The sequence below is a fragment of the Devosia sp. genome, assembly GCF_024707125.1.
Lineage (GTDB): Bacteria > Pseudomonadota > Alphaproteobacteria > Rhizobiales > Devosiaceae > Devosia.
Window position 1 is genome coordinate 342276 of the sequence record NZ_JANQAH010000003.1, and the last position, 25067, is coordinate 367342.

At 63.4% G+C, this 25067-nt stretch carries 18 protein-coding genes and 1 pseudogene; 4 read left to right on the forward strand and 15 right to left on the reverse strand.

Features of this window, described 5'->3' with window-relative positions:
• Position 1: 1 nt before the first annotated feature.
• Both NVV77_RS02640 and NVV77_RS02645 read right to left on the reverse strand, forming a co-directional pair.
• A complete protein-coding gene (locus tag NVV77_RS02640) occupies positions 2–622 on the reverse strand; it encodes a hypothetical protein (RefSeq protein ID WP_295410452.1) in 621 nt (206 codons plus the stop codon).
• 335 nt (positions 623–957) lie between these two features.
• The gene (locus tag NVV77_RS02645; RefSeq protein WP_295410453.1) at positions 958–3021 is read right to left on the reverse strand and encodes an ATP-dependent helicase; all 2064 of its coding nucleotides are present in this window, start codon (positions 3019–3021) and stop codon (positions 958–960) included.
• A 191-nt stretch (positions 3022–3212) separates the two neighbouring features.
• On the opposite strand from NVV77_RS02645, the gene NVV77_RS02650 reads away from it, so the two are divergent.
• Positions 3213–3521, forward strand: coding sequence for a hypothetical protein (locus NVV77_RS02650; RefSeq protein WP_295410455.1), 309 nt, complete (start codon positions 3213–3215; stop codon positions 3519–3521).
• A gap of 16 nt (positions 3522–3537) precedes the next feature.
• Here NVV77_RS02650 and NVV77_RS02655 read toward each other — a convergent pair whose 3' ends face one another.
• The 10 genes and pseudogenes from NVV77_RS02655 to NVV77_RS02700 form a co-directional block, all read right to left on the reverse strand.
• Positions 3538–5139, reverse strand: a complete 1602-nt coding sequence (locus NVV77_RS02655) for a GMC family oxidoreductase (protein WP_295410456.1) — start codon at positions 5137–5139, stop codon at positions 3538–3540.
• Positions 5129–6652, reverse strand: coding sequence for an FGGY-family carbohydrate kinase (locus NVV77_RS02660; protein ID WP_295410458.1), 1524 nt, complete (start codon positions 6650–6652; stop codon positions 5129–5131). Before NVV77_RS02660 ends, NVV77_RS02655 begins: the two co-directional genes overlap by 11 nt.
• A complete protein-coding gene (locus tag NVV77_RS02665) occupies positions 6645–7484 on the reverse strand; it encodes an aldolase (protein ID WP_295410461.1) in 840 nt (279 codons plus the stop codon). Before NVV77_RS02665 ends, NVV77_RS02660 begins: the two co-directional genes overlap by 8 nt.
• Positions 7475–9205 (reverse strand): glycerol-3-phosphate dehydrogenase/oxidase, encoded by a 1731-nt coding sequence (locus tag NVV77_RS02670; RefSeq protein WP_295410463.1) that lies wholly within the window; start codon positions 9203–9205, stop codon positions 7475–7477. Before NVV77_RS02670 ends, NVV77_RS02665 begins: the two co-directional genes overlap by 10 nt.
• 57 nt (positions 9206–9262) lie before the next feature.
• Positions 9263–10258, reverse strand: a complete 996-nt coding sequence (locus NVV77_RS02675) for an aldo/keto reductase (RefSeq protein WP_295410465.1) — start codon at positions 10256–10258, stop codon at positions 9263–9265.
• Positions 10248–11226, reverse strand: a pseudogene (locus tag NVV77_RS02680) (sugar-binding transcriptional regulator). Before NVV77_RS02680 ends, NVV77_RS02675 begins: the two are co-directional and overlap by 11 nt.
• 27 nt (positions 11227–11253) lie before the next feature.
• A complete protein-coding gene (locus NVV77_RS02685) occupies positions 11254–12177 on the reverse strand; it encodes an ABC transporter permease (RefSeq protein ID WP_295410600.1) in 924 nt (307 codons plus the stop codon).
• Between the two features lie 74 nt (positions 12178–12251).
• Positions 12252–13778, reverse strand: a complete 1527-nt coding sequence (locus NVV77_RS02690) for a sugar ABC transporter ATP-binding protein (protein WP_295410467.1) — start codon at positions 13776–13778, stop codon at positions 12252–12254.
• A 72-nt stretch (positions 13779–13850) separates the two neighbouring features.
• Complete coding sequence (locus NVV77_RS02695) at positions 13851–14867, reverse strand: substrate-binding domain-containing protein (protein ID WP_295410469.1); 1017 nt, start codon at positions 14865–14867, stop codon at positions 13851–13853.
• A 230-nt stretch (positions 14868–15097) separates the two neighbouring features.
• Positions 15098–15979: a LysR family transcriptional regulator gene (locus tag NVV77_RS02700; protein WP_295410472.1), complete on the reverse strand. Its 882-nt coding sequence runs from the start codon at positions 15977–15979 to the stop codon at positions 15098–15100.
• A 92-nt stretch (positions 15980–16071) separates the two neighbouring features.
• Here NVV77_RS02700 and NVV77_RS02705 point away from each other — a divergent pair, with 92 nt between their 5' ends.
• Together NVV77_RS02705 and NVV77_RS02710 are read left to right on the forward strand one after the other, a co-directional pair.
• Entirely contained in the window at positions 16072–17568 is a 1497-nt protein-coding gene (locus NVV77_RS02705) for a CoA-acylating methylmalonate-semialdehyde dehydrogenase (protein WP_295410474.1), read from the forward strand.
• Positions 17569–17712: 144 nt separating this feature from the next.
• A complete protein-coding gene (locus NVV77_RS02710; RefSeq protein ID WP_295410476.1) occupies positions 17713–18630 on the forward strand; it encodes an esterase in 918 nt (305 codons plus the stop codon).
• 1 nt (position 18631) lies between these two features.
• Here the strand turns inward: NVV77_RS02710 and NVV77_RS02715 are convergent, their stop codons facing one another.
• On the reverse strand, positions 18632–20125 hold the full coding sequence (locus NVV77_RS02715) for an aspartate aminotransferase family protein (RefSeq protein ID WP_295410478.1): 1494 nt from the start codon (positions 20123–20125) through the stop codon (positions 18632–18634).
• Positions 20126–20136: 11 nt separating this feature from the next.
• A complete protein-coding gene (locus tag NVV77_RS02720) occupies positions 20137–21225 on the reverse strand; it encodes a PLP-dependent cysteine synthase family protein (RefSeq protein ID WP_295410479.1) in 1089 nt (362 codons plus the stop codon).
• A 123-nt stretch (positions 21226–21348) separates the two neighbouring features.
• On the opposite strand from NVV77_RS02720, the gene NVV77_RS02725 reads away from it, so the two are divergent.
• A complete protein-coding gene (locus NVV77_RS02725) occupies positions 21349–23367 on the forward strand; it encodes a transcriptional regulator (protein WP_295410481.1) in 2019 nt (672 codons plus the stop codon).
• A gap of 33 nt (positions 23368–23400) precedes the next feature.
• Here NVV77_RS02725 and NVV77_RS02730 read toward each other — a convergent pair whose 3' ends face one another.
• Complete coding sequence (locus tag NVV77_RS02730; RefSeq protein ID WP_295410483.1) at positions 23401–24978, reverse strand: MDR family MFS transporter; 1578 nt, start codon at positions 24976–24978, stop codon at positions 23401–23403.
• Positions 24979–25067 lie beyond the last annotated feature (89 nt).

A 25067-nucleotide genomic window follows, 5' to 3' on the forward strand; every position in this document is an offset into this window, starting at 1 on the left:
GTTACAGCGTTGCGAAGGCCTTGGTGGCCGTTTCGGCATTGCGCATGGCGCGTGTGGCGGCGTGCTTGGCGAGCTGGGAGGCGCCACCGTGGAACTGGGAGAAGGTGATGCGACCCGATGTGCCGGTGATGGTGATGCCGCGCCAGTTGGGATTGACGGAGCGGACATCGGCCCAATCGAGGGTCGTCTCAGTGCCACGAGCGGTACGCTGGGTCACCTGGCGGTTGTCCCAGCGGGTATTGGTGAAAAGCCCGGCCATGCCGATGCCGATGGAGCCGGCAGCGAGGAGAAGCACGGCGAGATAGGTGGCGACGAGCTGGGTGGTGTCCGCCGCTTCGCCCATGAAGATCACGGCAAAGAGCAGCACGGCGGCCAGGGCGGCCGAGCCGTAGCAGGCGAAATATTCGACGAGCGACGGGCGCAGCTCGGACCAGCCGCCTTCGACCGTGATGCCCTCTTCAGGCTGGACGAGGCGCAGGGCGAGGAATGCCGCATAGCCAAAGGCCACCACGCCGGCGGCGCGAGAGAGCGGCAGATGGGCCGTCATGGGCAAATATTTGAGGGCAATGAGAAGGGTAATCACGAAAAGCGGCAAAGCCACTTCCTGCCAACGCAAGGGCACGCTTGTATCTCCGTAAGGTGCAAGCCGGTGACGCAATTTCGGCGAGTGAATATCGTGAAGAGTACAGAGCCAACGTGATTTGACTATTCACATTTCCGCCATGAGCCCCGTGGCGGCGTCGCGGGGCGCGTGATGTTGCGAAAGCGCAACCTTGTCCTTTGAGTCAAATGCCTCAAATAGTGATTCAAGCGCTTGGCATCGAGATTCCGCTGGCGAAGGCAACATATTGAAATAGCGCCACTATTTTGACGCGAACTGCGTCTCGGCTGCCCGGGTGTGCTGGCCAGCCAATATTTGCGACGGACGTTGTGCGCGAGCCATCGTAGTGGGGCTAGCTACCACATGCCTCTCATCTTGGCGGCGATATCGACCACGGCCGGCTGGGCCGGGCGAATATCGTCACGGATCGGTGTTACCGGTGGCCAGAGAATGTCTTCAAAAAATGCCGTCATCGACCTCGGAATGAATCGCGTGCGCTGCGCATAGAGGTGGCGATCACCGCTTCTGGTCTGCTGGGTGACATAGAAGCGCTGCGGCACCATCAGATGCAGCTCGTCCTTGGCGCGGGTCATCGCTACATAGAGGAGACGCCGCTCCTCTTCGAGTTCGTGGGTGGAGCCCGTGCCCAGGTCGGAGGGTATGCAACCGTCCACGACGTTGAGGACATGCACGGACTTCCATTCCTGCCCCTTGGCCGAATGGATGGTGGATAAAATGAGATAGTCTTCGTCGCGAAGAGGTACGCCCGGCTGATCACTGGTGGCATCCGGGGGATCGAGTGTCAGTTCCGTAAGGAACCGCTCTCGGCTGGCATAGCCGGCGGCGATCTGTTCGAGCTGGACGATATCGGCAACGCGAACTGCTGCGTCCTCATGAGCCATTTCAAGCAGAGGTTCGTACCATTGCCTGACATAGGCAAGCTCGAGCGGCCAGGTGGTTTCCCTGGCCGAGAGGCGGCCAACCAGCGTGACAAGGTCGGTCCAATGTGATCCGGACTTGGCTGGAACTGGAATTTCGGAAAAGGCCCAGACCGGGTCGGCGCTGGCGCCTAAAGAGTCGAGAGCGCGACCCGCCGTGCCCGGCCCGACACCCGGCATCAGTTGCAGCACACGAAACCCCGCGACGCGATCGCGCGGATTTTCCACCCAGCGCAGAATGGCCAGCAGATCCTTGATATGCGCTGCATCCAGGAATTTCAGGCCCCCGAACTTCACGAATGGAATGTTCCTGCGCGTCAGCTCGATCTCAAGCGGCCCCGAATGGCTCGATGTGCGGAACAGCACAGCCTGCTGTTTCAGCGGCGTGCCGGCTTCCCGCGCCTCAAGAATGGACTTGGCTACATAGCCGACCTGGTCGGCCTCATCCTTGACGGTGACGAGGAGTGGCTTTGCATCGGAAACCCGTTCGGACCACAGGTTCTTGGTGAAGCGTTCCGAAGCCTGTTCGATCACGGCATTGGCAGCGGCAAGGATCGGCTGGGTGGAGCGATAGTTTCGATCAAGCGTGACAATATCGGCGGCCGGCGTGAAGGCGCCCGGAAAGTCGAGGATATTGCGCACGGTAGCGGCGCGGAAGGAATAGATCGACTGGGCATCATCGCCCACAACCGTCATCCCTCGCCCATCCGGCCGCATGGCAAGCAGGATCGCTGCCTGCAGCCGATTGGTGTCCTGATACTCGTCAACGAGGATATGGTCAAACAGATCTGACACCTGCCGGGCGATCGCGGGCTCGGCCATCATGCCGGCCCAATAGAGCAGCAGGTCGTCGTAATCGAGCACATTCTGCTGCTGCTTGGCCTCGACATAGGCGCCGAACAAAGTGCGCAATTCCTTCGACCACATGGCGCACCATGGAAATACCGTCTTCAGCACCTCGTCGAGATCGGCCTGCGCGTTGACCACGCGTGAATAGATCGCAAGGCAGGTGCCCTTGGTGGGAAAGCGCGTTGCCGCTTCACTGAATTTCAGCTCGTGGCGAACCAGATTCATCAGGTCAGCCGAGTCTTCGCGGTCATGGATCGTGAAAGCAGGGTCGAGACCGATCTGGTGGGCATGCTCGCGCAAGAGCCTCGCGCCGATACCGTGGAAGGTGCCGGACCAGGTCAGCGCATCGGACACTGCCCCAGAACTGATACCGAGAATTTTGCCGGCAATCCTCTCGACCCGTCGCGCCATTTCGCTGGCGGCGCGGCGCGAGAAGGTCAGGAGCAGTATGCGCAGGGGATCGGCGCCATTGGCGATGAGATGGGCAACGCGATGGGCAAGCGTATTGGTTTTGCCCGAACCGGCACCGGCGATGACGAGAAGCGGCTTTGGTGTCGGTTCACCGACACCGTGCACGACGGCCGCACGCTGATTGGTGTTGAGCGCATCGAGATAGGTTGTGTCGGCAGGCACGAATCGTTCCCCGGTATTTGGCTCCTAAGGGAAGTCATTCTCCTTTTGTTCGCAAGCACTCCGCGGGCGTCGCCCCATCACAATCGCGGCCTGTGTGCCGAGTAGCAGGTCCTAGCTGGTGAGGTCGTCCGGTCTCGCACGGCAACGGTATCGATCGTCACTCGTTCTTCCCGGCAAATAGGAGGACCGTCATGAATACTGCCAACCTTCAAATCGAGGGCCTGCTCATGGCCATTGCCGGATTGAACCGGCTGCTGGTCGCCAAGGGGATCGCCAGCGTCGAGGAGATCGACAAGTCCCTCGCCCGGTCAGAACAGGGTGTTCTCGGCGATGACCGCGTGGTTGAAGATCTCTCGCCGGCCAATCGCGACGCTATCGCCTTCCCCATTCGGCTGTTGCGGCTGGCCAATAATATGGGCGACGGGGCCGGCACGGCGTCTTTTGCAGAATTGGCCCGCATGGTTGGGGAGACCAAGGGCAAGGACAACGATCAGCTATAGGCCGCTGCGGCGGGACCTACCGACCGGCTCTCAACAAGTCCGCAGCTTTCTCGGCGATCATGATGACGGGGCTGGCGGTATTGCCGGAGACGATGTGGGGCATGATGGAGGCGTCGATGATGCGTAGGCCCTCGCAGCCATTGAGGCGCAGGTCGGGGGTGACCACGGCTTCGGCGTCGACGCCCATGCGGCAGGTGCCGACGGGGTGGAAGATGGTGGTGGCAATGTCGCCGATGCTGTGGAGCAAGTCGGCTTCGCTGTCGACCTTTGGTCCGGGCAGGATTTCCTCCGGGCGATAACGCTGGAGCGCCTTGGCGGTCATGATGCGGCGGGCCTGTTGCACCGAGCGAACGGCGACCTGGCGGTCGTGATCGGCCGAGAGATAGTTCGGGCGGATGTCTGGCTGAATCTGTGGGTCCGTGCTCGTGATGTGCACGCTGCCAGTGCTGTGCGGACGCAGGTTGCAGACCGAGACCGTGATGGCTGGAAAGTCATGCAGCGGTTCGCCCAGGCGGTTCGTTGAGAGCGGTTGGACGTGATATTCGAGATCGGGCGTTTCGAGCGACGCGTCGGACTTGGTGAACATGCCGAACTGGCTCGGTGCCATAGACATGGGACCGCTGCGCATCAGGGCGTATTGGAGGCCGATCTGCGCTTTGCCCAGGGGGCTATGGAAGAGCGTATTGAGCGTGCGGGCGCCGGTGACGCGATAGACGGTGCGGATCTGCAGATGGTCTTGCAGGTTTTCGCCGACGCCGTTCATGGCGTGTTGCACAGGAATGCCGTGGGCCTGCAGGATGTCCGGGCGGCCGATGCCGGAAAGCTCAAGGAGCTTTGGGGAATTGATGGCGCCGGCGGCGAGGAGGACTTCGCGCCCTGCCCTTGCCTCGCGGATCTGCCCGCCGTGGCGGAACCGGACGCCAACGATGCGGCGGCCTTCGAGGATCAGCGATTGAGTTTCGGCCTTGGTGATGAGGCGGAGATTGGGGCGCTTCAAGGCCGGGCGCAGAAAGCCGCGCGCAGTGTTCCAGCGGCGGCCGCCCACCTGGTTGACCTCGAAGAGGCCGGAGCCTTCATTGTTGCCGTCGTTGAAATCGGCGCGCGGCAGGATGCCGAATTCCTCGGCCCCCTTTTGCACGGCTTCGAGAATGTCCCAGCGGAGGCGCTGGCGCGACACTTTCCATTCGCCGCCGGAGCCATGGAGGTCGCTTTCGCCGCCGTGATGGTCTTCGGACTTGCGGAAATAGGGCAAGACATCGTCCCAGCCCCAGCCGACATTGCCGGCCTGGCGCCAGCGGTCATAGTCGGCCGCCTGGCCACGCATGTAGATCATGCCATTGACCGAGGTGCAGCCGCCTAAAACCTTGCCGCGGGGATAGACCAGCGAGCGGCCATTGAGGCCGGGCTCGGAGGCGGTTTTCATCATCCAGTCCGTGCGGGGATTGCCGATGCAATAGAGGTAGCCCACGGGGATATTGACCCAGTGGTAGTTGTCGCTGCCGCCGGCTTCCAGAAGGAGCACGCGGTTGCGCGGATCTTCCGTCAGGCGGTTGGCGAGCACGCAGCCCGCCGTGCCCGCGCCGACGATGATGTAGTCATATTGGCCGTCAATCTGCATGCGGGGGCTCCGCAGCCGCGAGGGCGCGCCAGGCAATCTGGCTGGCTGCATTGAGCGCAGTCCACGCCTCGTAGCGCCTGTTGTAGTGGCGGCGCATTTGGGGCTGCGGCTGATAGGTTTTTACCGGCCGGGTCATTTCGGCGGCGGCGGCGATTTCGTCGGGATAGATGCCGACGCCGATGGCGGCCACCATGGCGGCGCCGAGGGCGCCGGTTTCGCGGGCTTCGGCCACAGTGACAGGAACGCCGAGGCCATCGGCGAACATTTGCGGCCAATGGGGCGAGCGCGCGCCGCCGCCCGAGAGCACGGCCTGCGACAGGCCGACCCCGGCATCGGCGAGGACACCGATATGGCGGCGGTGTTCGAACATGACCCCCTCGAAAAGCGCGCGCAGCATATGGCCCTCGCCATGCCAACCGGCAAGGCCGAAAAAGCCGCCGCGATAGTGCGCGCCAAGCCGGCCGCCATAGATGAAGGGCTGGAACAGCGGGTCATCGGGCGAAGGCGTCGTCTCGCCGACGAGCGCGTTGACGACGCCAAAGGGGTCGTCGTGATGGTGGCCGCGCTCGATGAGGGTGCGGACATACCATTCGAGATTGGCGGCCGAAGTGGCGCTGTTTTCCATATTGGCGTAGCGCGAGGTACCATATGCGGCGACCATGAAGACGCGGTCGTCTTGCACCGGGGTTTCGGAAAAGACCTGGTTGATTGACCAGCTGCCGGCGACGACCGAGGCGGAGCCAGGAAGAGCGGCGCCCGAGCCCATGGCGGAGGCGACGACGTCGAAGAGACCGGCGACAACAGGCGTTCCGGCGGCGAGGCCGGTCGCGGCGGCGGCTTCAGCAGTCACCGCGCCGACGATGGCGCTGGGCTGGTGCAGCGCGGGGAGCAGATGGCGGGCGTCTTCGAGGCCGTAGAGACGGAGAAGTTCGTCGTCATATTCGGCCTCGGGCAGACGCAGGAGACCGGCGCCGGACATGTCGGAAATGTCGGTGGCGAGGGTGCCAGTCAGGTGCCACGTCAGAACATCCTTGGCATAGAGCAAGGTACCGGCCTGAGCGTAGATTTCGGGGCGGTTCTGCTTGAGCCAGGCGAGAAGCATCGGGGTTTGCGAGGGCCAGGGGCGCTGCAGGCAAATGGCGTGGAGCGCGGCGCCGACGGCCTCGTCTGTGGCTGCGGCAAGCGCGGCGGCGCGGCTATCGAGGGACTGGATGCCCAGAAGCGGCTGGTTGGCGCGGTCGAGGAGATAGAGGCCATTGCCATGGCCGGCCGTGCCGATGGCGACGATCTCGGTGGGGTCGATCCCAGCGGTTTCGATGCAACGGGCGATGGCGATCTGGGCATTGGCCCAGAGTTCGCCGACGGAGCGTTCGACCATGCCAGCGGCGGGCTTGTGGGTAGCGCCGTCGAGCCCATGGGCGGCGATCTGGCGGCCGGCGAGATCGAAGAGCACCGCCTTGATGACGGTATTTCCGGCGTCGAGGCCGAGGAGGTAGCGTTGCGGATTAGCCATTGTACACGTCCCAGGCTTGCTCGCCGCTGGCGCCCTGATGAATGATCGCCATCAGGGCGGATACGACCGCGCGCGGATTGGCATGCTGATAGATATTGCGCCCATAGACCATGCCCTTGGCGCCCTGCCCCATCAAGCGGGCTGATTTGACGAGCACGGCCTTGAGGTCTTCTTTGCCTCCGCCGCGCACCAGAACCGGCACGCGGGCGGCTTCGACTACGCGATGAAAGTCGTCGGGATTGTCGGTGGGGTCGGCCTTGATGATATCGGCGCCCATTTCGGCGGCGAGACGCACCAGCGTGACGATCTTTTCGGCATCGCCATCGACCTGATAGCCGCCCCTGATGTCATTGGGGAGCATGACCAGCGGCTCGATCATCAGCGGCATGCCGTATTTGAGGCAATCGGCCCGCACGCGACTGATATTGGCGACGCATTGGCGGAAAAGCTCGGGCTCGTCGGGCAGCATGAAAAGATTGACCACCACGCAGGCGGCATCCATTTCCAGCGCGCCGATGATGGGCTCGTCGTGGTTCTGCAGCATGGACCACATGACCTTGTGGCGCTGGGCATTATAGGGATTGCCCATGTCGATGCGCATGACGAGGGCCGGCTTGTCCTTGCCCGGGCGGGACTGCAGCAGGTCGGCCTGGCCATAGGCCATCTGGATGGCGTCGGGCTTCGCATTAACGAGGGCATCGACGACGCCGGCCATGTCTTCGAGGCCGGATAGGAAGCTTGGTTCGTTGCAGACGCCGTGGTCGATGGCGACGTCGAGGCAGCCGCCATTGGCGAAGAGTCGGTTCATTCGGGCCTTGCTGCTCACGCGCATGGCTGGTTCCTTTCGTCGGTCCGCAGCGCCAGCATTTCTGCGGTGACGCCGTGATAGGTTGCGAGTTCGTTGGTGAGCCGGGCGATCTGCGCGGCGGCTTCGGTGGCGCTCCAGCCGAGTTCGGCGGCGGCGACGGCGGCGATGGCGGCGATGCGGCCGGACGAGATGGCGCCGGTGATGGCGAGTGGCAGGCGGCGGAGCACAAGATCGGCGAGATCGGCGACGTGTTCGTACCGGGTTAGGAAGACGATCTCGGCTGAGGTCAACGTTGTGCCGGGGTCGAGAGGTTCGTCGTCGGTGCGGGCCCGGCAGAAGGCGAGGACGTCTTCGGCGCGGGAGCCGTAGAGATCGACGAGGCGGGTTGCGCGATCTGTGGTGATGCCGTGGCGCGAGGTCAGGCGCTGGACGAGATTTTTCGCGTCCTTGGGGAAGTTTTCGCCGCCGCCGATGGGAAGGGCCAGCGTGTCCGCGAGGCGCTGCTGGCCGAGGGCTTCCAGAACCGCGTCGGCGGTCTGTTCGGCGAAGGCACGGAACGTGGTCCACTTGCCGCCGACCATGCAGAACTGCGGCACGTCGCCGTCAATGCGGTGCACGAAGTGGCCGCGCGAGATGCGGCCGGTGAATTGCTGGTCGCTGCGCGGCAGCGGGCGTATACCGCTGAAGCTGAAGACGACCTGCTCGGAGGTGATGGTCAGCGCAGGGAAAACGCCGCGCAGAGCGCCGATGATGTAGTCGCGCTCTTCATCCGAGCAGGCGACGCGCTCAGCGCTGTCGACGCGGATATCGGTGGCACCGGCAAGCACGCGGCCGAGATAGGGAAAGACGATGCAGACGCGGCCATCGTCGTTCTCGAAGAAGATCATGTGGCCGCCCAGCGCTTCGAAGAGTGCGGGATTGTCGAGGACAATATGCGAGCCCTTAGTGCCGGAGACGAAGTTTTCGTGGTTCTTATCGACAGCGCCAAGAGCGACGAGGGACTTGTCGAGCCAGGCGCCGGTGGCGTTGACCATGGCGCGGGCGGAGACGGGAAAGCGGCGGTTGGTCAGCTTGTCGAGAAGGACATAGCCGCCGTTTTCGGGGACTAGTTCAGCATAATTGAGCGCGAGGCTTTCCGGCGCGAGGCGCTTGGTGTCGAGCACGAGTTCGAGGGCCAGGCGCTCTGGATAACTGATCCAGGCGTCATAATAGGTGGCGGAATAGGTGAGGCGCGGCGTGAGCTTGGGCCAGGTCTTGAATGTTTCGGAAGCGGTGCGGAAACTATGCGGCGGCAGGACGCGGCGGTTGCGCGTGGTCCAATCATAGAGCCAGAGGCCGATCTTGATCGGCACGGCGCCTCGCGGAGCCGGCCGGCCGGAAAAGCCGAGGAAACTCGCCGCGCCGTTGAGAAGGCCGGAAAAGAGCGAGGTGATGGGCACAGTGGTCGGCAATGGCCGCACCATGTGGGGAGCGTTGGCGAGCAGGGCATCGCGCTCGCGGAGGGATTCGCGGACGAGAGAAAATTCGCCGTTTTCGAGATAGCGCAGGCCGCCATGGATCATGCGCGAAGGGGCGGCGCTGCAGCCGGATGCAAAGTCGTTGCGCTCGACGAGGAGCACACGGAGTCCCTGCAGGGCCAGCTCGCGAAAAACGCCGATGCCGTTGATACCGCCACCAACGACGATGACGTCGAAGGCGCCGTCGGCACCGATCTGTTCGAAACTGTCGCGTCGTTGTTGAGACAATAGAGTACCCCTCGCTGTCTTGCGACAGCGTTGAAAAGTTCGGTTCTGCGGGTTCGATCAGGCGGCGAGCTGGACGAGTTGCCTAGTGACGGCCTCGCTGATGGTGGTGATTTCGTCCGGGCTCAGGTCAATTTCGGCGGCCCCGGCATTTTCGCGGGCCTGGCTGACATTTCGCGCGCCGCAAAGGGCAAAGGTGATGCCCGGCTGCCTTATGGTCCAGGCGATGACGACTTGCGACGGCGTGGCGCCATGAGCCGCAGCGATAGGGGCGATATCGGCCATTAGCCGGCCGACCTTCTCGCGATTGCCGAGGGAAAAATGCGGGTCGGTGCGGCGCTGGTCGTCGCCCGAAAACTCGCGATCGGCACCGACCTTGCCGGTGAGAAGACCGCGCGAGAGCGAGGAATAGCTGAGGACCGAAACGTTGTTCTCGCGACAGAGCGGGAGCAGCGTACTCTCGATGCCGCGGCGGGCCATGGAATATTCCTCCTGGATCGCATCGAGCGCGTCTGTGGCGATATAGGCCTTGAGGTCGGCTTCCGAGACGTTGCTGGCACCGATGGAGCCGATCTTGCCCTGCTGCTTGAGCTCGACAAGGGCGTCCATGGTTTCGGCGATTGGGGTCGTCGGGTCCTGCCAATGGGTGATGTAGTGATCGATGTGATCGGTGCCGAGACGGCGGAGGCTCTGCTCGACCTCGTAAAAAATGGCGTCGCGGCCGAGATAGCGGTGCACGGGCTTGCCGTCATAATCGAAGAAATGATGGCCCTTGGTGGTGTGCCAGACGAGGCCGCATTTGGTGGCGAGCACGACCTTGTCGCGGCGGCCCTTGATGGCGCGGCCGACCAGCTCTTCGGCAAGACCCTGGCCATAGGCGGGGGCGGTGTCGATCAGGGTTATGCCGGCATCGATGGAGGCCTGGATGGCGGCGATGGATTCGGATTCTTCCGTGCCGCCCCACATCCAGCCGCCAATGGCCCAGGTACCGAGGCCGATGGCCGAAGCTCTTATGCCGGAGGCGCCGATCTGGCGGGCATTCGCATCAGGCGACATTCTGCTTACTTTCCATCTTGTCGAGCACGCCGGCCGCGGTTTCTTCGTCGAGCACGAGCGAATTGAGATAGTGACCGCGGAGGGCCGCGCGGATCGGCAGCACCTTTTCAGCGCCGGCCGCGACGCCGATGACTTTCGGGCATCCGGCGAGATCGGCAGGCGACAGGGCCACGAGGCGTGAATTGAGGGCGTAGTCGGCGACTTCGCCGTTCTCGCCGATGAGATGGGCTAGGAATTCGGCGACGACGCCGCTCTTGGTCAGGCGCTCACGATCAGCGGTGGAGTCGGGATGAAGGTCGTAGTAGCTCGAACCCGGCGTCTGGATGGAGCCGATGCCGACGAGGGCAATGGCGGCCTTGCGGGCGAGGTGGAAGGCTTCCTTGACCGAGCCCAGTTCCATCAGCATGTCGCGCTGCTCGATGCTTTCGGCAAAGAGCGGGGCGTGGACGAGATGGGTGCTGCCACCCAGCCGTTCAGCCAGGCGCGAGGCGAGGTGGTTGACGTCGGTATAGTATTTGCCCTGCACGCCGCCGGTGAGCGGCACGACGGTGATATCGAAGGTCCGTTCGGGATCGAGATTGTCGACCACGGCGCTGACCGCCTTGCCGCCGGTGATGGCGATGACGTCGCCATCGCGCAGCGATTCCAGCAATTGATTGGCGGCGGCACGGCCGACCTGCTTGAGCGTCGTATCGAGATTACCCGAGACCGTGGGCGTGACCACAGCATTGGCGAGGCCGGCAGCCTGGACCAGCAGGCGTTCGATTTCGACGAGCCGCTGGAACGGGGATCTCGATCTCGATCCGGACCATGCCTTGCTTGCGCCCCTGGGCGATCAACCGGTTGACCTTGGAGGTCGACAGGTTCAGCGCCTCGGCAATGTCGGACTGCTTATGACCCTCGAGGAAGTGCATCACGAGCACGGTGTAGATCTGGCGCGTTGCTTCGAAGTCGCTGTTTTCGGTCATCTCGTCACCCAGTCGCCTGAACATGGATCACCTGCGCCGCTTGCTGAGATAGTGGTCGATGGTCACGGCAGCCAGCAGGATCGATCCTCGAATAATGTCCTGCCAGTAGACCGATACGTCGAGCAAGGCGAGCGAGCTCGAAACTACTGAAAGGAGGATCGTTCCAAGGATGGCGCCGAAAATGGTGCCCGAACCACCCGAGAGGCTCGCCCCGCCGATCACCGCAGCGGCGATGACATTGAGTTCCATGCCGACGCCGAAGGTGGGCTGGGCCGAACCGAAGCGGGCCATATAGATGACCCCGGCAAAGCCGCAGAGGGCCGAGCAGAGCGTCGTTGTGAGGAAGATCACCTTCTTGGTGCGGATGCCGGAATAGGCGGCCGCCTTCTCGTTGCTGCCGGTGTAAAAAACCTTCCGGAACATGGTGGTGCGGCGCAGCATGAAGTCGAAGGCAAGGACAACAACCACGAAGATCACGATGACGACGGGAATGACGCCGATCGAACCCTGGCCGATGAACTTGAACTCGGGTGGTAGCGTGAAGAGGCCGAGCGGGCGTCCACCGGTGCCAAGCAGGCAAGCGCCACGGGCGATCACCATGGCGGCGAGCGACACGATGAAATGGTGCAAACCGACCTTGGTGACGAAGAAGCCCATCAGCGCGCCGATAGCCGTGCAGGCCAAAATGGCGATCAACGAGGCAGTCCAGGGGTCGACGCCGTTGAGGAACAGCAGGCCCGCAATGACCATGGCCAACGCTGTGACCGAGCCGACAGAGAGGTCAATGCCGCCGGAAATCAGCAGGATGGTCATGCCGACCACCACGATGCCCTCTACCGCGAAGGCCATGGCCATGGCCCGCATGTTTTCCCAGGTCAGGAAATAGGGCGAGGCAAACGACATGGCGGCGAAAAGCGCCAGAATGATCAGGATCAGTCCGATTTCGCGCATGCCGGCGAGGCGTTTCCAGCCGGACCCGGTACTGCCCGGCGCCTTGCCCGCCTGTGCTTCGACAATCTGAGTGGTCATGGTCTTGCTCCCCCGGCCCGCGCCTGTTCGGCGTCTATTGAGGCCAGATACATAATGTTCTGTTCGGTCATGGCGTCGCCCGAGACCACGCCATTGATGCGGCCTTCGCGCACCACGAGGACGCGATCGCAGACGCCGATCAATTCGGGCAGTTCGGACGAGATGACCACGATGCCGACCCCGGCATTGGCGAGGTCACGCAGGATGCGGTGAATTTCGAGCTTGGCGCCGACATCGACGCCGCGCGTCGGCTCATCAAGGAAGATCACTTTCGGATTGACCGAGAGCATCTTGGCGATGGCCACCTTCTGCTGATTGCCGCCGGACAGGGCGGATACCGGCTGGCCGACATGGCCGCATTTGAGATTGAGGCGCCGGCCGAGATCGCTGGCCTGAAGGTTTTCGCGGCGCTGATCGATGATGCCGCCCTTGCTGACAAGGCCAAGGCGCAGGGCCGAGACATTGGCGGCAATGGACATATCGAGGAAAAGGCCATCGCCCTTGCGGTCTTCAGAGAGATAGACCAGCCCTTCCCTGATGCTCTGCTGGTAGCGCTTTGCGGTGAGCGTCTCACCTTGCAAGCGCACTGTGCCGGTGGCGGTTTCGTCGATGCGGCAGATGCCTTTGACGATTTCGCTGCGGCAGGCGCCGATCAGGCCGCCGAGACCGAGAATTTCGCCGCGGCGGAGGGTGAAACTCACTTCGGAAAAGAGGCCGGGGCTCGACAGATTTTCGACTTCGAGAATGGCGGGCGCGGCAGTGCTGTCACCCTGGAATTTTGCGGGGTAGCGGTTGTCGACCACGCGGCCGACCATGGCATTGACGATGTCGGTGGGCGTTGTTTCGGCTACGTTATGGGTGACCACATATTGCCCGTCGCGGAACACCGAGACCCGGTCGCAATGACCAAAGATTTCGGCCATGCGGTGGGAGATATAGATGATGGCGATGCCCTGCTCTGCCAAGCGATGCATGATGGCGGAGAGGACTGTGGCTTCCTTTTCGGTCAGGGCCGCCGTGGGTTCGTCGAGGATCAGCACACGGCAATCGAGCGTCAGTGCCTTGGCGATCTCCACCAGTTGCTGCTGGGAAATCGACAGGCTGCGCACGAGCGACGAGGGGTCGATGTCGCCAAGACCGGACAGGATGTCGGCGGCGCGGCGATGGAGCCCGGCATAGTCGACCAGAAGCGATCGGCTCGCATTGGTCGCAGCCATAAAGATGTTTTCGGCGACGGTAATGTCAGGACAGAGCGCGATTTCCTGATGCACGAGGCCGATGCCGAGGCGCTGGGCCGCGGCGGGCGAGGATATGCGCACAGGGCGGCCATCGAGGCTGATCTCACCGCTATCAGGCTGCAGAATGCCATCGATGATGTTCATCAGTGTCGACTTGCCGGCGCCGTTCTCGCCGGCCAGCGCATGGATTTCTCCGCGCCGCAGCTCGAACTGCACATCGCGCAGGGCCTGGATTGCACCAAAGGCCTTGCTGAGATGGCTCACCTGGAGAATGACATCGGACATGGTCGTCACTCGCGTTGCACCTGGTGCCCGCGCCGAACCGAGATGGTCCGGCGCAAGCAGTTCGTCGGGGGATCAGTTGGGATCGCGGCCTTCCATGTAGACGCCGAGGTCGAAGGAGTCGGCGTTTTCCTTGGTGATCACGGCGAAGCCGTTGTCGACGAAGGGGATCTGCATGGGGTTGTAGCCGGAGACCTTGTAGTCGTTGAACGGGTCGAACATGTCCGAATGGGCCGCCATGAAGGTGGCAACGAAGCCCATGAAACCCTGGATGCCCTGGTTGGGATTGAGGGCCATGTGAATGTTGCCGGCCTTGATGTGTTCGAGCGTCGTCGGAGTGACGTCGGCATGCATGATGAGCACGTCGGCCTTGGCTTCGAGAACCGCGGCGACGGCGCCTTCTGCGGAGCCCGCTTCGGGGATCCACATGGCGTCGAGTTCGGGATTGGCCTGGAGGATGGAAGCGGTGGCGCGGTAGGCCGCGTTGCTATCCTGGTTGGTGGCCTGGCGGCCGACCAGTTCCATGTTCGGATAGTTCTCTTCCATGTAGGAAATGAGGGCGGTCACGCGCAGGTCGTGATTGCTCTGGCCGGGGTTTTCGAGCACGGCATATTGGCCGGCATCGCCCACCTGCTTGACGATTTCGTCGGCGGCGAACTTGGCTTCGGCGACATTGTCCGAGGTGACATAGGCGGTGCGGTTTGAATTGGGCGAGTCAGCCGCAAAGGTCGCAACTTCGACGCCGCCATCAATGGCACGGTTGATCGGCTCGATGAACGGATCCGACTGCATGGGATGCAGCAGAATGCCCGCCGGCTTCTTGATCAGGTCCTGCTCGAAGGAAGCGATCTGCTTGGCGATGTCATAATCGGGCGTGCCGGAAAACACCGTTTCGCAGCCCATGGCCTCGGCGGCCTGCTTAAAACCCTGGTAGACCGGCACCCAATAGGGGTGGGCCGAAACCATCACGTTCATGACGTAGGTTTCGCCCGGTTCACACTGGAAACCAGCCTGGGCATAGCCCGTCCCTGCCCCGCCAAGGCTCACGCCGACCAACAAAGCCGCGCTCAGCGCGCTCTTGTTCATACGCATTCGATCTCCTCCTCAGGATCATCGCCGACCTCCCGTCAGCAATTTTTCCCATGCGTTGATATTTGTTCCAACACCCTATCGATAGCGGAGGCTTTCGGCCGCCGTCAAGCGCTTTGCACTATTTTTCTTTATGTGAAATTTATTTCACGCAAGGGCATGCGAACGCGGCGAGAGGAGTGGTGGGCAACGGCGAGCTTGGGCACTTTTGGCCGCCGACTGCGCGCGCTGGTTCAGGGCGCGAAAATCGCTCGGTCGCGGGCGACGAGTTCGGCCAGGAATTCCGAGACGATGGCGACACGGCGGGAACCGCGCAGGTCTTCGTGCCAGACTGTCCAATAGGAGCGCTTGAGGGTGTGTTGCGGCAGGACGGCTACGAGGTCGGGGGCACGGTGGGCCATGAAGGTGTGGAGGATGCCGATGCCGGCACCGGAGCGCACCGCTTCAGTCTGGCCCATGGCCGAGGAGACGGCAATGGTGGTGCGCCATTCCTTGTGGAATTCGGCGGTGTAGTCGAGCGAGGCGGAAAAGAGCAGGTCTTCGACATAGCCGACAAGGCGGTGCTGTTTCAGGTCGTCGAGGGTTTGGGGGTGACCGTGCTTTTCCAGATAGGCGGCGCTCGCGTAAAGGCCGAGGGCGTAGTCGGTGAGTTTTCGGGCAATCAGGCGCCCTTCCCTCGGGCGTTCCATGGTCACGGCGATATCGGCCTCGCGGCGGGAGAGCGAGAAGGCGCGGGGTACGGGGACGAGTTCCACGCGCAGACTGGGATGGCGCTCGGACAGTTCGTGGAGGCGGGGGGCGAGGAAGGCGACGCCAAAACCATCGGGGGCACCGATACGCACCGTGCCTTCGGCGGCGCTATCCGCGCCAGTGAGGCCGCGCGCGGCGAGGCCCGCGCTCTCCATGGCCTCGGCATGGACCAGGAATTTCTCGCCATAGGGGGTCAGCTCGGCGCCCTGCGTATGGCGGCGAAGGAGGATGCTACCGAGGTCGGTCTCAAGGGCCGTGAGGCGCCGGGCGACTGTCGCGTGATTGAGGCCGAGGGCTTTTGAGGCGGCCAGAATCTGGCCGTGGCGGACGACGGAGAGAAAGATGCGCACGTCGTCCCAGTTCATTGACTACACTTTCTGCACAACGGATGCGACTTTTCTGGCGTTGATGTGCGTTGATCATATTGCGAAAGCTGCCGCCAACCAAGGAGGTATGCATGCGCAGGATTGGTCATTTCATCGACGGCGTCGAAACAGAGGGCAAAGCCGCAGGTTTCCAGGATGTTTTCAACCCGGCGACCGGCGAAGTGCAGGCACAAGTGGCGCTGGCGAGTGCTGCAGACCTTGAGGCCGCGGTGGCCTCGGCGGCAGCGGCGCAGCCGAAATGGGCAGCGACCAATCCGCAGCGCCGGGCGCGGGTGTTTTTCAACTTTGTCGGCCTGATCAACAAGCACATGGACGAGCTTGCCGCGCTGCTCTCGAGTGAGCACGGCAAGACCGTGGACGACGCCAAGGGCGATATTCTGCGCGGGCTGGAAGTGGCCGAGTTCGTGGCCGGGGCGCCGCATCTGCTCAAGGGCGAGTTCACCGATGGCGCTGGGCCGGGGATCGACATGTATTCGATGCGCCAGCCGGTGGGTATTGGCGCGGGGATTACCCCGTTCAACTTTCCGGCGATGATTCCGCTGTGGATGCTGTCGCCGGCCATCGCCGCGGGCAATGCCTTTATCCTGAAGCCGTCGGAGCGCGATCCATCGGTGCCGGTGCGGCTGGCACAATTGGCCGTGGAGGCGGGGCTACCCAAGGGCATTCTCAATGTGGTCCACGGGGGCAAGGAGGTCGTTGACGGCATTCTCGCCCATGAGAAAATCGAGGCGATCAGCTTTGTCGGGTCGACCCCGATTGCCCGCTATGTCTACGGCACGGCAGCCGCGCAGGGCAAGCGCGTGCAGGCCTTTGGCGGGGCCAAGAACCATATGGTCATCATGCCTGATGCCGATATGGAAAAGGCGGCCGATGCGCTGATCGGCGCCGGCTATGGTTCGGCCGGCGAGCGCTGCATGGCGATTTCGGTGGCGGTGCCGGTGGGCGCGGAAACGGCTGATCGGATCGTTGCGGCGCTAAAGCCCCGCGTCGAAAAGCTCAAGGTGGGGCCGGCGAGCGACAAGGCTTCGGAAATGGGGCCGGTGATCACCAAGGCGAGCCAGGAGCGCATAAGAAGCCTGATTTCGAGCGGGGTGGACCAGGGCGCCGAGCTGGTGCTCGATGGGCGCGACTTTTCCCTGCAGGGCTATGAGAATGGCTATTTCGTCGGACCGACGCTGTTCGATCGCGTGACGCCGGACATGGACATCTACAAGGAAGAGATTTTTGGCCCGGTGCTGAGCGTGGTGCGCAGCAATACCTATGAGCAGGCCCTGCAACTGGTGATGGACAATCCCTATGGCAATGGGACGGCCATCTTTACCCGCGATGGCGATGCTGCGCGGGATTTTGCGGCGCGGGTCAATGTGGGCATGGTGGGCGTCAATGTGCCGGTACCGGTACCCCTCGCCTATCACAGCTTTGGCGGCTGGAAGGCCAGCGCCTTCGGCGATCTCAACCAGCATGGCATGGATTCGATCAAGTTCTGGACGCGGACCAAGACCGTCACGGCGCGTTGGCCGAGCGGCATCAAGGACGGCGCGGAATTCCAGATGCCCACCATGGCCTAAATCGGCCACTCGCATTGCATTTGCGACAGGCGGGCAATTGTGTAGCCTCCGAAGATACCGTTGTGATGGTATCTTTTGGGCCTTTCGCGGGACGCCAGCGAGGACACTCGCTGGCGGAAAACCCAAGAGAAGGAGGGAGAAGCTATGCGGTACATCTATTCGACGCTGGGCAAGCTGAGTTCAGAACAGCTGGGAATGATCCTCCCGCACGAGCACGTCTTTGTCGATCTCAGGACGCCGGATAAGCCCGGCTACGGTCAGGCCGACACCGCCAGCGTGCTGGCCCTTATGGTGCCGCAAATCGAAGCGATCCAGGCGCTGGGCGTCACGGCTCTGGTCGAATGCTCGACGGGCGGGGTTGGGCGGCGAGCCGATCTGGACCTGGCCGTGAGCCTTGCCACCAACTTTCCCATCGTCGTGCCGACGGGAAACTATCGCGAGCCCTGGATACCGGCCTGGGTGTACAGCGCTGACGAGGATGAGCTGTTCAATTGGATGCTCGCCGAACTCACGACCGAAATTGAGCAGACCGGCTTTCGGGCCGGTTGGATCAAGCTGAGCGCTGGCGACGATGGCATAACGCCTCTGGAAGCCCGCATTCTTCGCTCCGCAACGCGGGCGGCCGTAGAAACCGACGCATTGATCGGAAGCCACACCATTCGGGGTTCGGTGGTCATGGACCAGCTCGATATCGTCGAGGCGCAAGGCGGCTCGCCCGAGCGCTTCCTTTCTATCCATACCCAGGCCGAGCCCGACTTTGCGCTGCATCGCGCTATCGCCGCCCGAGGTGCCTGGATTGAATACGACAATGTCGGCGCGGTTCCCGTCGCGGAGAGCGCCGATCTTATCCTGCGCGCGCTGGATGCCGGCCTGGGTGAACAGCTGCTGATAAGCCACGACCGCGGCTGGTATGACCCCGCCCTACCCAATGGCGGTGTGCCCAAACCCTATACCGTGGTCAGCACCGAGCTGATCCCGCTGCTGAGGGCGCGGGGTGTGCCGGAAGACACCATCCTTCAACTGTTCCACCGCAATCCGTTCAAGGCCTTTTCACGTCACTGATCTACTGCATCGAGCGTGAGAGCATTGAGCCCAGGCGCAAGGTCTCAGTGATGAACAGGTCAAGGTCTTCGTCGCGGGTGCGGTGGTTGCAGATGGCGGCGCGCAGGCAGTGGCGTCCGTCGATGACCGTGTCGGACACGGCTGCAACTCCTGTTTCCTGAAGACGGACCATGATCTCGGTATTCAGCGCCCTGAGCTGCGCCTCGGCCCATCCGGCTGGAGCATGGCGGAAGCAGACAATGTTGAGCTCGGGCTCCACCATGAGTTCGAGGGGCGGGTTGTCGCGGACAAGACCGGCGAGGCGACGGGCCTGGGCCATGTTCTGGTCGATGAGCCGCCCGAATTTTGCGATGCCGTGCTCCTTGATGGCCATCCACACCTTCAGCGCGGCGAAACCGCGGCTCGTCTGAAGGCCGTATTCGTGCAGAAACTCGCCCGAAGCCAATCCCCGCGCCGTGCCCTTGAGATACTCGGGCGACACGGCGAAGGTCTGGCGGTGCAGGGCGCGGTCACGAAATAGCGCACACCCGACCTCGAACGGCGCGTGCAGCCATTTGTGCGGATCGAGCGCTATGGAATCGGCCCGCTCGATGCCTTCGACAAGCCCGGCATATTCATGCGAGATCGCCACCAGCGCACCGATGCAGCCATCGACGTGGAACCACAGCCCTTCCTCGGCCGCCAGATCGGCGAGCGCGCGGAGATCGTCGACCGCGCCCGTGTTGACGGTGCCCGCGGTGCCGATAATGCAGGCCGGATTGAGGCCGGCACCCCGATCCTCGCGGATCGCCCTCTTCAGGGCTGGCACGTTGATGTGGAAGCCCCTATCGGTTTCGATGCGACGAAGCGCCTTGTTGCCGAGGCCAAGCGTTTCGACCGCCTTGCGGTGACACGAATGCACCTGGTCGGAAGCGTAGAAGCGCAGCGGCCGCGGCAGTGCGGCGACCCCCTCCTCCCGCAGGTCGATGCCCGCCGCGGCATTGCGGGCAACGGTCAGGCCGAGCAGATTGGCCATCGAACCGCCGCTGGTCAGCGTGCCGCTGCCCGTCTCGGGCAGGCCAACCATATCGCGCAGCCAGCCGATCACCTGCTGGTCGAGAAGCGCGGCGGCGTGGCTGCCACCACCGAGATTGGAACCCTGCACGGCGGCCAGCAAATCACCCAATGCGCCGGTAAAATTGCCCGCGCCCATATACCACGACCAGAAGCGGGGGTGGATATTGCCCATCGGATAGGCGAGCACGTTGCGCCGGAACTCGGCATAGACGTCTTCGAGCGACGTCGAACCCTCGGGCGCCGACCCGGCAAAGGCCGCCTCGACTTCCTCCGGCATGGGTTGCCAGACCGGCCGGTCGCGAACGCCGCTGACATGGTCGACGGCATCGTCGACCATGCGGTGAGCCAGGTCCGCAACGGCAGACCAATCCTGGGGATCCAGCGTTTCGGTGGTGCTCGCGGTCGAAGGCTCGGCCGCGCGTGTTGCATATCCGGGCATGGCGTCCTCCGTCAGGCCGCGACGAGCTGGAAGCCGGGGGTGGAGAGCGACAGGGCCATTTCTTCCTCGTCCATGTCGGCGGGAATGGTCTCGAACATCGGGGTCGACAGATACCGCTCGCCGGTGTCGGGCAACATGCACAGGATGACGGACCCGACGGGCGCGCTCTCGGCCACTTGCCGGGCGACGCCAAAACTTGCGCCGCCGGAAATGCCGGCAAAGATGCCTTCCTTCTGCGCGAGCGCCTTGGCCCACTCGATCGCTTTGGGCCCGGTAATGGGCAGCACCTGGTCGCAATACCGGCCGTCGATCGCCTCCTGGAGCACGTCCGGAATGAAGTCCGGCGTCCAGCCCTGGATCGGGTGCGGCTCGAACGCGGGGTGGCTCGCTGCGGGCGCACCACCGGGGCCACGCTGCTGCACATGGCCGCTACCGACGAGTTGCGCATTGGCCGGTTCGGCAAGCGCGATTTTTGTTTCCGGTCGCTCGCGGCGCAATACGCGCGACACGCCTGCAACGGTGCCGCCAGTACCGTAGCCCGTCACGAACCAGTCCAGGCGCGAGCCGGCAAAGTCGTTGATGATCTCGCGGCCAGTCGTCGCCTCATGAATTGCCGCATTGGCTTTGGTCTCGAACTGACGGGCCAGGAACCAGCCGTTCTTTTCGGCAAGCTCGACCGCCTTGAGATACATGCCAAAACCTTTCTGCGCACGAGGCGTCAGGACGACCTTCGCGCCCAGCATGCGAATCAGTTTTCGGCGCTCGACCGAGAAGCTGTCGGCCATGGTGACGACCAGCGGGTACCCCTTCTGGGCGCAGACCATGGCGAGACCGATGCCGGTATTGCCGCTGGTCGCCTCTACAATCGTCTGGCCGGGCCGCAATGTGCCGTTGCGCTCGGCCTCCTCAATTATGGCGATGGCGAGCCGGTCCTTGACCGAGGAGGCAGGATTGAAGAATTCGGCCTTGACGTAGATCGTCCGGCCTTCGACGCCAAGATTGTTGATACGGATCACCGGCGTATCGCCCACGGTGTCCACGACGCTGTCGAATAGACGGCCTCGGCCGGCAGTGGTCCTTATCGGTTGTGCAGTGGTCATGTCGTGCTTCCTTCAATGCGGCAGGCCGCGCGCAGCGCGGTCTCCTATTAGATTTCGCCAGAACGAAGCCGATGCTAAGGTGAGCCCGCAGGAAATGCCGTGGGAAGCGGCATTGGAGTGCGCATGGAATCGCATGGTTCCAAAGCTGACGGGACGGCAACGGGCACGCAGCTGCGGCTTTTCGGGCCGCTGACGCTTCTGCGCGATGGTGCCGTTGTGCCATTGCCTCCCTCGCGCAAGGTGCGCCTCCTGATCGCCTACCTTTCGCTCTCCGCCCACCCGCTATCGCGCGAGCGCCTTTGCGAGCTCTTCTGGGATGTGCCGAACGACCCGCGGAGCGAATTGCGGTGGTGCCTGAGCAAGCTGCGGGGGCTGCTGGACGAGCCCGGGCGGCTCCGCGTGCTTACCGATCAGGGCCGGGTCGCTCTCGACCTCGAAGGATATGAGGTCGACGCGCTGCGGGTTCTCGCAGCGGCCGAGACGAGTATGGGGGCGATTTCTAGCGACGACCTGCAAGCTTTGTTGGCTCTCTTTGGTGGCGACTTTCTGGATGGGATCGCGGCAGAGGGTAGTCCGGACCTGCAGCACTGGCTCGCTGGGCGGCGCAGCGAGTTCCGCTCGTTGAGGACCACGATCATCGCCGAGATCGGGCGACGCTCCCTGCCCGGCACGCCGGAAGGCCTCGTGGCCGCGCGGGACTGGCTGGAAAATGCCCCGCACGATGTCAGCGCCCACCAACGCTTCCTCGTGGAGCTGCTCCACCGGCAGATGATCGAGGAGGGCAATCGCCACATTGACGCGGCAGCGCGCACCTTTGCGGCGGAGAATGTGGATTTTGCCCCGGTTCGAGCCGCATGGGCGGCCATGCGGGGGAACGCAGCGCCAGCCTTCGCGGCAGTCGTGGAAGCCGGACCGCACGGCCCATCGTCGGGCCTGGCGCAACAGGCGCCGACGCGACGAGCCTCGGTCGCCGTCATGCCTTTTACCGAAGGCCGCCGCGGCCAGACCGGTCGTGGCGAGCTGGGCAACGCATTGACGCATGATATCATCAGCCAACTCGCCCGATTGCGCAGCCTGTTCGTGATTGCCCGGGGCTCGGTGTTCGCCATTGCGCAAGAGGAACTCGGCCTGCGCGAAATCGGCGCGCGGCTAGCCGTCGACTATGTGGCGACCGGGCACCTGGAACGCCATGGCGACACGCTGTCGGTGGCCGTGGAGGTCGCTGAAGCGGCGACCTCACATATTCTCTGGACCGATACGCTGGAGGCGGCCGCCATTGCCCGCATGCCGTTGCTCGACGATGTCTGCGACGGGATCGTTTCCTCCATCGCCGCGGAGATCGAGAACGCGGAGCGCAACCGCGCGATGCTGAAGCCGGCTGACTCGCTCGACGCCTGGGAATGCTATCATCGCGGCCTCTGGCATATGTACAATTTCACGGCGGAGGAGAACGCTCGGGCGGCAGACTTTTTCCAGCAGTCGATCCGCCTCGACCCGACCTTCTCACGATCCTGGGCCGGCCTTTCGTTCACGCACTGGCAGAGCGCCTTTCAGCGCTGGGAGGATCGCGACGTCGAGACCCGGCATGCGCTGGAGGCGGCAGGACGCAGCCTTTTGGGGGACAGCCAGAACCCCGCCGCCCATTGGGCCATGGGCCGCGCCCTGTGGCTCTCCGGCGATGCCGACGAGGCGACGCGGGCTTTGCAGGAATCGATACATCTCAGCCCCAATTTCGCGCTGGGGCACTACGCCATGGCATTTGTCCAATCGCAGTCGGGTGACCCTGAAATGGCCATCGCCGCATCCGACCATTCGCGTCTGCTCAGTCCATGCGACCCGCTGCTCTTCGGGATGCTCGGCTCCCGCGCGCTGGCTCTAGTGCGGCTCGGCCGGTACGAGGAAGCATCGGACTGGAGCCTCAAGGCCGCGGCCCGCCCCAATGCGCATGTGCATATCCTCGCCATCGCTGCCCATTGTCTGGCGCTGGCCGGGCGGCTGGAAGACGCGCGTGCACATGCTGCGCGGATCCGGCAACAGAGCCCCGGATATGACGTCGAGCATTTTCTCGACACCTTCCGCTTCGATGGCGACGCGCAGGCCGCCTACAGGAGTGCCGCCAGAATGATCGGCCTCGCATCCTGAACGAGCACCACTGCGAGGGCCACTCCGGCTTGCTTAGCGCGTAACGCTGGCCGGGGCGGCAGCGACGGCTGCCAGAGCGGCCTCCTCCGCGTCGATTTCGGCCTTGGGTTCCTGACGCAACGAATTTGCCAGGGGCAGTTCTTCGACGATGAAGGTCAGGGCGAAAGCAACGAAGGCGGCGGCAGCGGCGGCAAAGAAGATCGGGTGCAATGAGGACGCGAAGGCTTCGAGCACCGGGCCACGCAGATTTTCGGGAAGGCTCGCCGCCATTGTCGGCGACACACCGTGGGCGGCCTGACCTTCTGGAAGGAGGCTGCCGAGGCGCGACGCGAGGCCCGAGGAGAAGATCGCGCCAAACACCGAAATGCCGATGGAGCCGCCGATCTGCCGGAACAAGGTCGTGCCCGCCGTGGCGACGCCGACCAGATTGCGCGGCACGGCATTCTGCGTGGCGGTGACGCTGACGCTATTGACCGGGCCGATGCCGACGCCGACGAGGAACATATAGATCGCGATCTGCCAGGACGGCGTATCGAGTTGCATGAAGGCGAGCAGCAGGAGACCGATGGTCAGCACGAAGGTCGAGAGGCGCGGCAGGATGCGGTACTTGCCCATGCGCGTCATGGCAAAGCCCGAGAGCATGGAAGCGCCGATCATGCCGATCATCATGGGGACGAGCTGCATGGCGGAATCAGTGGGCGAAACGCCCTTGGCGAGCTGCAGATACATCGGGATGAAGGTGATCGACCCGAACATGGCGATGCCAACCAGGAAGCCGATAGAATTGAACACGGCAAAGGTGTTGTTGCGGAACAGGGTCAGCGGCAGCACGGGCTCGGCGGCGCGGCTTTCGACATAGAGGAAGGCGCCGAGTGCCGCGATGGCGAGAACGGCGAGGCCGATGATCTCCACGGACATCCAGGCCCAGGTGTTGCCGCCGAGCGAGGTGGCCAGCACGATCGAGGTGAGGCTAGCCGAGAGCAACACGAAGCCGAGATAGTCGATGCTGTGGGCGACACGTTCGGCACGCGGCTTCAGCACGAAGGTGATGACAGCGAGCGCGACGAGGCCGACGGGCAGGTTGATGAGGAAAATCCACTGCCAGGAAAAGTGCTCGACGATGACGCCGCCGAGAAGCGGGCCGGCAATGGTGGACACACCAAACACGGCGCTGAAAATGCCCTGAATCTTGCCGCGCTGGCGCGGCGGAATGACGTCGGCCACCACGGTCATGGCGACGACCATGAGACCGCCACCGCCAAGCCCCTGCACGGCGCGCGCGACGATGAGCATGGTCATGGAATTGGCCATGGCCGACAGGATGGAGCCGCAGACAAAGATGATGATGGCAGCCTGCAGCACGATCTTGCGGCCGAAAAGATCGCCCAGCTTCCCATAAATGGGCGCGACGACGGTAGAACTGAGGAGATAGGCGATGACCACCCAGGTCAGGTGGTCGAGGCCGCCGAGCTGGCCGACAATGGTGGGAAGGGCTGCAGAAACGATGGTTTGGCCAAGGGAGGCCAGGAGAAGCGTGACGGCGACGGCACCGATGATCAGCTTGACGGACTGATCCTGCGGCGCTTCGGCCGGTTGAATGGGTTGTGACATTGGGGCAATCCTCAAAATAGAGAGGACCGGCGCCCGGCGTCGGCCCTTGCGAAATGAATTCTGAAGGCATAAATGTGCTGGACGCAATT